General features: G+C 43.4%; 14 protein-coding genes. 8 read left to right on the top strand and 6 right to left on the bottom strand.

The window, feature by feature from the left end; all coding sequences use genetic code 11:
* Positions 1-3 precede the first annotated feature (3 nt).
* The 4 genes from QUB56_RS21550 (at position 4) to QUB56_RS21565 (ending at position 4,105) form a co-directional block, all read left to right on the top strand.
* Positions 4-945, top strand: coding sequence for a hypothetical protein (locus QUB56_RS21550; RefSeq protein WP_332957966.1), 942 nt, complete (start codon positions 4-6; stop codon positions 943-945).
* Positions 946-1,086: 141 nt separating this feature from the next.
* A complete protein-coding gene (locus tag QUB56_RS21555) occupies positions 1,087-2,007 on the top strand; it encodes a polysaccharide deacetylase family protein (protein WP_332957967.1) in 921 nt (306 codons plus the stop codon).
* 123 nt (positions 2,008-2,130) lie between these two features.
* Complete coding sequence (locus tag QUB56_RS21560) at positions 2,131-2,754, top strand: restriction endonuclease subunit R (RefSeq protein WP_332957968.1); 624 nt, start codon at positions 2,131-2,133, stop codon at positions 2,752-2,754.
* Between the two features lie 73 nt (positions 2,755-2,827).
* A complete protein-coding gene (locus QUB56_RS21565) occupies positions 2,828-4,105 on the top strand; it encodes a bifunctional sterol desaturase/short chain dehydrogenase (RefSeq protein WP_332957970.1) in 1,278 nt (425 codons plus the stop codon).
* Between the two features lie 147 nt (positions 4,106-4,252).
* Here the strand turns inward: QUB56_RS21565 and QUB56_RS21570 are convergent, their stop codons facing one another.
* Positions 4,253-4,852 (bottom strand): glyoxalase-like domain protein, encoded by a 600-nt coding sequence (locus QUB56_RS21570; protein ID WP_332957972.1) that lies wholly within the window; start codon positions 4,850-4,852, stop codon positions 4,253-4,255.
* A 120-nt stretch (positions 4,853-4,972) separates the two neighbouring features.
* On the opposite strand from QUB56_RS21570, the gene QUB56_RS21575 reads away from it, so the two are divergent.
* On the top strand, positions 4,973-5,377 hold the full coding sequence (locus tag QUB56_RS21575; RefSeq protein ID WP_332957974.1) for a gamma-glutamylcyclotransferase: 405 nt from the start codon (positions 4,973-4,975) through the stop codon (positions 5,375-5,377).
* 20 nt (positions 5,378-5,397) lie between these two features.
* Here the strand turns inward: QUB56_RS21575 and QUB56_RS21580 are convergent, their stop codons facing one another.
* From QUB56_RS21580 to QUB56_RS37360, 3 genes are read right to left on the bottom strand one after another with little or no spacing between them, the layout of a single operon-like run.
* Positions 5,398-5,733, bottom strand: a complete 336-nt coding sequence (locus QUB56_RS21580; protein WP_332957985.1) for a helix-turn-helix domain-containing protein — start codon at positions 5,731-5,733, stop codon at positions 5,398-5,400.
* 17 nt (positions 5,734-5,750) lie between these two features.
* Positions 5,751-6,008, bottom strand: a complete 258-nt coding sequence (locus QUB56_RS21585) for a hypothetical protein (RefSeq protein ID WP_332957975.1) — start codon at positions 6,006-6,008, stop codon at positions 5,751-5,753.
* Positions 5,962-6,189 carry a response regulator gene (locus QUB56_RS37360; RefSeq protein ID WP_445243383.1) on the bottom strand — a complete coding sequence of 76 codons (228 nt, stop codon included), beginning with the start codon at positions 6,187-6,189 and terminating at the stop codon, positions 5,962-5,964. The genes QUB56_RS21585 and QUB56_RS37360 overlap by 47 nt, the downstream gene beginning before the upstream one ends.
* On the opposite strand from QUB56_RS37360, the gene QUB56_RS21590 reads away from it, so the two are divergent.
* Entirely contained in the window at positions 6,090-6,302 is a 213-nt protein-coding gene (locus tag QUB56_RS21590; protein ID WP_332957976.1) for a hypothetical protein, read from the top strand. The two genes, QUB56_RS37360 and QUB56_RS21590, sit on opposite strands and share 100 nt — an antisense overlap.
* Before the next feature lie 660 nt (positions 6,303-6,962).
* Here QUB56_RS21590 and QUB56_RS21595 read toward each other — a convergent pair.
* On the bottom strand, positions 6,963-7,511 hold the full coding sequence (locus QUB56_RS21595) for an ATP-binding protein (protein WP_332957977.1): 549 nt from the start codon (positions 7,509-7,511) through the stop codon (positions 6,963-6,965).
* 223 nt (positions 7,512-7,734) lie between these two features.
* Between QUB56_RS21595 and QUB56_RS21600 the strand changes: the two genes are divergently transcribed.
* Together QUB56_RS21600 and QUB56_RS21605 are read left to right on the top strand one after the other, a co-directional pair.
* A complete protein-coding gene (locus tag QUB56_RS21600) occupies positions 7,735-9,231 on the top strand; it encodes an NACHT domain-containing protein (RefSeq protein WP_332957978.1) in 1,497 nt (498 codons plus the stop codon).
* Between the two features lie 95 nt (positions 9,232-9,326).
* On the top strand, positions 9,327-10,109 hold the full coding sequence (locus QUB56_RS21605; protein ID WP_332957979.1) for an NACHT C-terminal helical domain 2-containing protein: 783 nt from the start codon (positions 9,327-9,329) through the stop codon (positions 10,107-10,109).
* Between the two features lie 168 nt (positions 10,110-10,277).
* Here the strand turns inward: QUB56_RS21605 and QUB56_RS21610 are convergent.
* A partial coding sequence (locus tag QUB56_RS21610) for an ISAzo13-like element transposase-related protein (RefSeq protein ID WP_445243382.1) occupies positions 10,278-10,673 on the bottom strand: 396 nt, incomplete at its 5' end.

Here is a 10,673-nt window from a genome sequence, read left to right on the forward strand (position 1 = left end):
GCGATGGATTTGGAGATGGTGTTTAATGAACTGTCTGCACGAACTCTTGCTCCTGATATTTCTACGGCACGACAATGGATGTCAGAATTGATTAGTACGATGCGTGAAGCTCAACGCTGTGGACTGAAGGGACTTCGCACTCAAACAGATTTTCATAATATGGTACTTGCAGAAAACTATCCTCTTCCTCGTTGGCGTAATGATAATGAAGTGAATAGAGAAGAGCTGACTTTTCTGAGAACGCTTGCAACTAAGACTCCTTTATCCGTTGATATTCCAGATAAAGAGATTCAAATAAAAGTTGAAAACCCAGGTTGTGAGTTGAGTTTACAGGGTATTCAAACAGAAGAGTTTAAAGTTTCTTATTACCTTGAAACATTGGCAATTAGTCTGAATTCAGAGTCATTGTGGAAGAGCAGTTGTATCAAGTTAGAACTAATACAAATTGACGAGAATTGGCAACTGATAGAAGAAAGCGTAGAGGTTATTCATGCTAGTCAGAAAAACCACGTTCTCGAACACGCTGATTGGATTAAGAAACGTGAGCAAACAGCGGTGGTTGACGGTTTGGAGCTTTGGAACCGTCGAGCTGAGTTATTCTCCAGCCTGGAATTTTGCCCTCGCGTCAGCCAACAGATAGAAAGCCTTGTCGATCCGAAAATGTTACGACAAGTTGTCAGAAAGTTATTTGAACTTGATGAATTATCCAAAAATTGGATCGACGGAGCGCTGGATTTGGATAATCTTCCTAGCAAGGTATCTCCAGAGAGCGAGTCAAGGCTTAAGGAGTTTAGAGAGCAACTAAATATTCAGTGTCTTGACGGGAAAAAGCGTATTTTCAGTTTGCACGTCCGCATGACACCGGGAGCTTGGCGACTCCATTTCTGCACAGAATTAGGACCCGGAAAGATAATCATTGGGTATATTGGCCCCAAAATAAAATAATTTTAAGATTCGCCAGACTTTTAGCTGGAGCTTTTAGCGTGGCTCCGATCGCACTTCTTAAACAAAAATTAATTTAGCTAACTCTCAAGCTGACAGAGCTGTAAGCGATAATTAGATCATTAACAGCAAATAATACAGTGCATGAGTACCAAATTTCCTAAAAACTTTCTAATTCAAACCTTTATATTTGTCTGCTCGATCGCCCTAATTTCCCTTATTGCTGAAACGCGACAAACTGCAAACTCAAATTCGTTAGCGCAGCCCTCGAAGAGGATCGCCCAACAAATCGCACCCGTTGAAAATCCGCCTCCAAACCTGCTTAAACCCCCAAAACTAAAAACACCGCCTTCTCCCCCCGCAACTCCCTCTCCCAAACCTCCCGAACAACCTTTAGTCTTCGCACCGCCCGCGCAATTTCGCAGCCAAATTGTTTATAAAGCCAGTATTAACAACTCAAAAGTTATCGCCCTGACATTTGACGATGGCCCAACGCCTGAAACTTTGAAAATATTAGAAGTTTTGCACAAACATCAAGTTGTGGCTACATTTTTCTGCTTGGGTGCAAATTTGCGGGAGTATCCAGAAATTGCGAAAAGAGTTGTGCAAGCGGGAAATGCGATCGGCAACCATACTTGGCACCACTATTCTCACAATGTTACCGAAAAAACAGCATCCGATGAAATAGATAATACTGGTGTTCATATTTATCGATCGACTGGGGCAAAAAGTTTCTTGTTTCGCCCTCCCGGCGGCCGCTTAAATAACGGTTTGGCAAATTACGCTAAAAATAAAAATTATGTAGTGGTGATGTGGTCGATCGACCCTAAAGACTTTCTGCAACCTCCGGCCGCTGCGATCGCCCGCAGCGTGCTATCCCAAGCTTCAACGGGGGCGATCGTATTGTTGCACGACGGCGGCGGAAATCGCCAGCAAACAGTCGAGGCGCTATCTGCAATTATTCCCAAACTCAAACAGCAGGGATATCGTTTTGTAACCGTGCCGCAATTGCTGCAAATGCAAGCTGGACAAAAACAGCCAATTGCCGATCAAAAAACCCAATAAACAGACATCTGGGCCAAATCTCATTTATCTGCATTTCATCTGCGTTCATTTGCGTTCATCTGCGGTTAAAAATCACAATCATGCTAAACTCATTAATAACCATAAAAGCTTTTATTAATCATAATGCAAAAACTTCTATCAAGAGACATCAACCTCCGCTATCTAATCGATAACTTCGGCTTGCAGCGAGTTCGCAACAGCGAATTTTTCCGAGAATGGCAAGAAAACTTACCCGAAGTAACCGACTCAGAAAAACAATTGCTCGATCGCGTCCAAGACATATACTTCAACTTTGTAGACAACCCGCCTGTATTGGAAAATGCAGTCAAGCTAACAATCATCAGCCCCATTTTGTTTATAGCCGGTCTGTACGAGTCTCCTTTTCACGTCAAAGCCGAAAAGTCCATAGCCATTCAAGAGGAAGACGAAGGCAGAATCATCGAAGGCAGAATAGACATCCTAATTATGAAAGCAAACTTGTGGGTGACAGTAATTGAATCCAAACAACTTTCGTTTTCAACTGACGAAGCACTCGCACAACTCCTGACATATATGCTGGCAGATCCCAACCCAGAAACTCCTACTTTTGGAATGATTTCCACAGGTGCTAACTTCTCTTTTGTCAAGTTAGTAAGAGGGGAAACTCCCCAGTATGCCCGATCTGCTGAATTTGTTATTTCCAATCCCGGCAATGAATTGTACCGCGTTTTGCAGATTTTAAAACGCCTGAGTCAACTGCCAGACTAGCAATAAAAGCCATTTTGAGTTATCTTTCAAAGCAGACAATATCTAATATCTCAAATTTCAAACTGGTGCGAGCATGGTAAATTACTGGATAGTCGGCGCTGTGGCAATAGCTTCTGTCTGCTGGGCAGAAATAATACGAGACTTTTATCACGTCGTGTCCCATTATTGGACACCCCTGCAAAAGCTGCACACTTGGCATCACCGCGTTTTCCGCCCGGATTTAACAGCCGTCAGCGAGACAATTTACAAGCAAGCACACTGGCGTCACGACGTGCCCGAAGCTGCGGCGATGATGGTTTTGGGCTTGTTGCTGTGGGTTGTAGCTTATTTTGGGCTGCCGGAATATCACTGGGGCGCGGCAGCGGGTTGTATTTATACTTTAGGCTTTTTGTTGAGCGCGATCGCCCGCGCGTGCGGCATCAAAGGCGCAGACGAATTAACCGACATCACCCACCAACCCGGAGACTTCCTTACTCCCCCTGGCAAGTGGTTAGTTAATAAACCTTATCACTGGCGGCACCACTTCGACAATCAAAATGCTTACTATTGCGGTACTTTCACCTTAATAGACAAACTTATGGGTACAGCACTTTCTCTCAAAGGCAAAACTGTAGCCGTCACCGGTGCATCGGGAACTTTAGGACGTTTGCTGCTCAAACACCTGCACAAAGCTGGTGCAAAAGTAATCGCCCTCTCCTCGGGAAATGAGGAAATTACTTTGAATATAGACGGCGAAAATTTACCTGTAAAAACCGTAACTTGGCAAGTGGGCCAAGAGGCAGACTTAGCCTTATTGTTAGAAAAAATCGATATTCTCGTCATCAATCACGGGATTAACGTACAGCGAGAAAGAACAGGAGAGGCGATCGCCAACTCCTACGAAATTAACACTTTTTCCGCGTGGCGGCTGATGGAACTCTTTTTCTTAACAGTCCGCACTAACGAAAACATCGCTTGCAAAGAAGTCTGGATCAACACTTCAGAAGCAGAAGTAATTCCCGCTGTCAGTCCCCTGTACGAACTCAGCAAACGCGCCCTGGGAGATTTAGTCACCCTGCGGCGGCTGGACGCGCCCTGCATCGTTCGCAAACTGATTTTAGGGCCGTTTAAAAGCAATTTAAATCCGATCGGCATTATGTCTCCAGATTGGGTAGCGCAGCAAGTTGTCAAACAAGCTAAAGCTGATGTCCGCAATATCATCGTCACAATTAATCCTTTGACTTTTATAGTTTTTCCAGTCAAAGAGTTCTTTGTTTCCCTCTACTTCAAAATCTTCAGCCGGAAAGCTATTTCAGAGTTTAAAGCAGCGGCTGCCTCGGAAAAATCTAGCATTGAAGCTAAGATTAATTGATAAACGAGAAACCCGGTTTTTTAGATAAACCGGGTTTCTAACTTGGGATGCAATACCAAATTCGGCTTTAATACCCCTTTTATTCTTTAGTCCCTCTCTGCAGTGACCAAAGTTTGTGTAGGATCGGTTTTAACGGCCGAGTCTTATCTAATTACTAACCTCAGCCATTTCAATGACGCGGCCGTCGTAATCCTTGACCAAAAAATTCAGTGGCTTTTCCCGGCGAATTTTATACTTAATGCCACGAGTTTGTACCCTCATCAATAGCTGATCCAAACAATCGCGATCGAAACAAACGTGACGCTGGCGATTTTTTTCTCCTGCACCGGCCCCGCTAATAATGTGCAGTTGGGTATTTTTCATCAACTGATACCACAAACCCTCGGGACTCCCCATTGTTTGAGAGGTCGTTGCCCTCCCGACATTCGGCGACAAATACAGCGGATCGATACCTGTTGTCCCCAAAGTTTGCTCGTAATTGTAGTAGTAGTGCAGTGGCACTTCTGCTACTGGCAGGTTTAGCATACCTTCATAAAACTCCCTCGCTTGCCCGAGATCGGATACCATCACCGTGTGTACCTTCGGAGCACTGGTGAGAAACATCCACATCGCCCCCGCATAGGCTGCCAGCAGCATCACCATAATCCCTTGAGTCGAAAACAAGCTGTCCAGGGGCAGGGACGGCAAAAAAGAGCTCAAGTACAAAGGCCGAAGTCCAAAAGCAATAAAACTAACTGCTAGAGTCATGAATTATAAGAAAGGGTAAACAACGAAATTTATCAAGATTGCAGTCGCGATCGCCCGCGACACTTAAACTATTAGCTTAGCCATCTATCTTAGCAAAAATTAGCGGTTAGGCCCTACCCGATGAAAGTCTTTGTCTACGGCACTCTCAAACCCGGGAAGTGCAACTACCTCCGCTACTGCGAAGGAAAAGTTGTGGATGCTTATCCGGCGATCGCCCGCGGTCAACTTTTTGCGCTGCCGATCGGCTATCCTGCGATGATTGCCGGAAACGGAACAGTCTGCGGTTTTCTCCTCTGTTTCGCTTCCTCGGCTATTTTGGACGATTTAGACCGACTTGAAGACTATCATCCCCTGCGGGAACCGACACAAAACGAATATCAGCGGCAGTCCATCGAAATCTTCGATCCACACCTCAAACCTTTAGGCACCGCTTGGGCATACTTCATGTTACCCGATCGCGTCCGTTCCCTAGGAGGCATCTGGCTGCCCCAGGGCACCTGGGAAAATAGGTTTTTCACCAGTTAAAATCCTTAATGCCGATGACCTTAGTAAATTCCCATTGCCCTGCGATCCTCTTCGAGGGCTTCGCTAACGGGCGGATCGAATCTATAACCATAACCCCGAATAGTTTTAATAAACCCAGACGCAGTAGCATCAACTTGAATCATTTGCTTGCGAATCTGACCGATATCTACGCTAACAACTTGCTCTTCTCCTGTGTTGTCGCTGTTCCACCCCCAGATTTTTTCGATTAGCTGTTGACGACTCCAATATTGACCGGAATAAATTGCTAAAAAACAAGCTGCTGTGCATCTAATTTGACAGTCAATTTTTCTACAATTCTTGTGGAACGGGCAGAAAAGCCCATCTATGCATTCAATGCGAGATGCTCCCCAGCTTACAACATATTAAATTCCCAGGCTGTTAACTTGATAATGCGATCGTTGAGTGTTGCTTCCCGACGCGTTGAATCGATCGCGAATCGATCGAATACAATACGTGAGGAAGTGACAGCCTTCATGGGTCTCAACACAACTTCTATACTAATTGCCAACTCCGCCAGACCAAATGGTTTGCAGATCGAGTCATCAGCACCTGCGGAAAGGACTTTAAGTCGATCGGCTTCGTCGGTGCGGGGGCGATCGCACGATCGCAAAAATATTAGTACGGCGCTGCATTTCCTGGCAGAGATGATAGCCTGTAGTATCCGGCCAATTCCAATCGAGAACTACTAGCAGTGGCTTTAATTTCTCAAACAATGCTAAAGCAGTCTCGCCATCTGCGGCCGAATCTACTTGATATTGCTGATTTAAAAAACGATGAACTAGATTGCGGATTTGGGGTCATCATCCACAACAACAATATTGGGGGCAGTATCAATAGTCATCACACACAAAAAAATTATTCTGGTCAATTTAAAGCTGCCCCTTGCAGAACAGCTTTAAAGTGAAGCATAAATCCCAGGTCTTTAAAACCCACTCATACAGACTTTTTAATGGGCGTTTTTCTTTCAACTTCGCTTTGAAGTCAAAAGGCTCTCCCCTATCCAAAATTTTGATTTATAGACCTTTGTTAAATACGGTTATTTGAAGCTCGATCGGAGATTATCTGGGCAGATTTTTGTGAGCGTGGCGAACAGCATTTGTAAAAGCTTCACTCACAGCCAATATACACTGATGAAAAACGGCTTCGGGAATTCGCAGAGCAGCTAACTGTTCAACCGGCGACAAAGCTTGAGCAACAGCAATTGATATCAGTATTTAGTTGTAAGGCTAATTTTTTGAAGGTACTGGTTAGAACTGCGATCGAATTGGCGAGGCTATTGAAACCCGAAACTAAAGCTATTTAAAACATTGAGAGTCCGCTAAAAAAAACGAGCTTGAGTCCTATTTTGGGGTTGTAATAGACCAGGCTTATGATAATATTTTACAATGAAAAGACAGTTTTGAGTGTCAGATGTGCGGGTATAACTTAGCTGCTCGGCAATTTTGCCAATATTTTTTATACCTACCCACCTGACGGAATTTCATCTATGTTATCTCTCATGGTCTTCTCCTTTGTCATCATTTAATCTGTACTTTTTTACCGAAAAAAGAGAGTGGATTTCCGCTCAAATGAACGGACTTTCTAACAATTTTTCTTTCAATTTCGCTTGGAAGTCAAAAGGCTTTCCGCGATCCCAAATTTTGATTTCTAGGCGTTCGTTAAATACTGCTATTTCTAGCTCAATCGGAGTTTCTCTGGGCAGAGTTTTGTGAGCGTGGCGAACAGCATTCGTAAACCCCTCAACCACAGCCAGTTTACACTGATGCAAAACGGCTTCGGGAATTGGTAGAGGATCTAACTGTTCAAGCCAGGATAAAACTTGAGCAACAGCATTGATATCAGTATTTAGCTGAAGGCTAAATTTTTGAAGTTGCTGATTAGAACTGGGCTCGGATTGGGGATTTCGTTGCTCTTGAAACCAGTTAAAGCTGTTTAACACATCCATCGCCCAATGAAAAAAACTAGTTTCACTAGGAGGCTGCTGATAATATTTTACAATGAAAAGACAGTTTCGACCGTCAGAAGTGGGGGTATAACTTAGCTCATCGGCAATTTTGCCAATAATTTTTATACCTACCCCACCTGAGGGAGTTTCCTTTGTGTTATCTCTCATGGTGCTATCCTTTGTCATCATTTAATGTGTACTTTTTTACCGAAAAAAGAGAGTGGCATTCTCAACGATTAAGTTGGCATGATTTATGCTTGACTTGGACCGTATGCCCTGCAGTGGTTGTCCAGCTCATTTTCTCTTGGTTGCTCGGGTCTTGACAAACTCAGTTTGCGATCGCTAAACTGAGCGAAAACTGACATTGACAATTAGATAAGTAAATTATACAATGACTACCCTCAAAGCCTCTGAGGAGGGATTAGTAAAAATTAAGCAAGCTAGAAGAGAGAGGGGATGGGCGATAGAAGACCCCAGATGGCTAGTAGAAGCTAGTCAAAAATTAGAGCCCGATCGAACTTGGACTATTGCCGGGCCCTATGCCGATGGTCTGTCGCTGCCAACTTGGAGGCGTTTTTTACGAGGAAGAGAACCCATTAAAACCAATGCTTTCAGGGCTTTCTGCACGGTTTTGCAGTTGAATTGGGAAGAAATTGTCCATCGCCCTCCACCGGAAAATCCGCAGCCACCGAATTTAGACATTGATTCGGTAGTGCAAGAGATCCGGCAAAAATGCCACAGCAAAATCCAACAGCTTTACAGCAAAATGCAACTCTTGGATATTGCACAGCCCGTTGATGTCAGCAACCTCTACGTTGAAGTCAACATTTTGGAGGAAATTACCAGTTGGCAGCCGGGAGAAATTAGCGATTTACTCAGAGACTTCAACCCAGATGCGGATAATTTTAACCGCTTGGGATTAGGTAAAGTATGCCAGAAACGAGTACCAGGATTGGATGCGGTGAAATCTCACTCTAAACTAATGGTACTCGGCAAACCGGGTTCCGGTAAAACTACCTTTTTGAAACACATCGCCATTCAGTGCGATCGATCAGAATTTGAAGCAAACAAAATACCGATTTTTATCCCTCTGAAAACCTTTGCTGAAAGCGCTAATCTTGACTTATTAGAATATATCAGCGACGAACTTGCCAGTTGCGGAGTTGAGGCGCGATCGCAAACTGAATTCACACTCAGTCAAGGCAGAGGGCTGATTTTGCTGGACGGCTTAGATGAAGTGCCAGAATCCGATAGCGATGCAGTCGTCAGACAGATTCGTCAGTTTGTCCAAAAGTATTACAACAATCAGTTTATTATTACCTGTCGAATTGCCGCTGCTAAGTACAGATTTCACGACGCAGCCTTTACCTGTGTTGAGTTAGCAGATTTTAATAATAAGCAAATCGCTGCCTTTGCTCGCAATTGGTTTGTGGTATTTTCCCAGAAGATGGAGGCAGGGAAAGCTTTAGCATCTCAATTTCTTGAGCAGCTAAAAATGAAGAAAAATCAGCAAATCCGAGAACTGGCAGTAACGCCTATCTTGTTGAATTTGACTTGTTTAGTATTCCACGCAAAAGCAGATTTTCCATCCAACAGAGCCAAGTTGTATGAGGAAGGACTGGAAATTATGCTCAGAAAATGGGATGAAACTAAAGGCATTAAACGGGATGAAGTTTATCGACTTTTGAATTTGTGCCGCCAGAAACATTTACTTGCTTTTGTAGCAGCTATTACTTTTGATAGGGGCGATTATTTTTTTGAAAAAAACACTGTTCAGCAATTGATTGCCGACTATCTAGCTAACTTGGCCGATGCCACAAGTGACCCCGTTAATTTCGAGAGCGATAGTGAGGTTGTGTTGAAGGCGATCGAGAACATGGCTTATTAGTCGAGAGGGCAAGAGGGATTTATTCGTTTTCTCATCTAACATTTCAAGAGTATTTCACTGCTAGAGAAATAGTTAACAATTCCGCTCCACAAGCTATGAAAAAACTGCTCGGTCACCTGACCGAGAAGCGTTGGCGAGAAGTCTTGTTGTTAGCAGTTGGGATGTTGCAAAAAGCTGATGATTTTTTACTTTTAATGAAACAACAAGTTGATGGACTGGTCGCTGAGGACGAGCAGTTACAGCAATTCCTACTGTGGGTAAACCAAAAATCCATTTCTGTGGATTTTCCCTACAAACCTGCGGCAGTGAGATTCTTTTACTTTTCCCTTCTACCATCCCTTGAGCTTGCTCTTAATCGTAACCCTGAACGTTTCCTTGATCCAGCCCTTTACCTTGCCGTTAAACATACCTTTGACCCTGCTATTGAACTTACCATTGACCTTGTTCTTGACCTTGCCATTTTGCCTGTACTCGACGGTGCTATTGACCCAGCCCTTAGTCTTGCCCACGACATTCTTCTTGTCCCTCTTGTTGAACCTGAATTAATGCAAGCACTGCAAGAACTTAAGAAACAGCTACCTCACCCAGATGGTAACAAGGAAATATTTAGGCAATGGTGGCAAGCTAACGGACAAGTTTGGACTCGGGAATTAAGACAAATCATAATTTCCTATCGCAATATAGGTCACGATTGGCAATTTAGCGAACAGCAGAAGTCATTGCTGAGGAATTATTACGATGCTAATAAATTGCTGGTATATTGCCTCAATAGCGCTTCTAATGTATCTCCTACTGTGCGGCAGGAAATTGAGGAGACATTGCTGTTGCCGATCGAAAATATCCACAAAATCGGTGACAAGTGCGATCGCCCGCTCTAATTCCACTAGCTACCTACTCGGATATTAAGATGCGATCGCCCCATAATTCCTCATTCATTGCCAGGAAAGTGTCAAAGGATATATCCACCTTGAAAAACTCGGAAAAACGGCAAAAATCCCCCTTTTCTAGGGAGCTAAGGAATGAAAATTTAATAACTTTAGCGTCTGCTAAATAGTCGGAACTGCACGATAATTCCATTTGGGTAGATATTCATCAAAAATAATTTTCATTGTTTCTTTAAATCCCTTAGCTACTTTTTGACCAGTTTCATAAATTTTATCGTTCACATTTACTACCACAGAAAGCCCGGTTTTAGTATGAGTTTTTGCCATGATTTTTTCAACTAACTCAAGAGGAGTAAAAATTACTCCTTGACAGGCTCTGGTTACGTGAGAAAACAAACGATGTTCAATCGGATTATACTTCGATGTATAGGGGGGATAGTGTGCGATTCTAATTTCTATTCCTAGCTCGTAAACTAATTTTTGTAAATCCGATTTAAAGATATGATGATTGGAATTATTACTGCCACCGCCATCGCATTTTATCAAAATTGAATTGGC

This window comes from Microcoleus sp. AR_TQ3_B6 (assembly GCF_036702785.1).
Taxonomy (GTDB): domain Bacteria; phylum Cyanobacteriota; class Cyanobacteriia; order Cyanobacteriales; family Microcoleaceae; genus Microcoleus.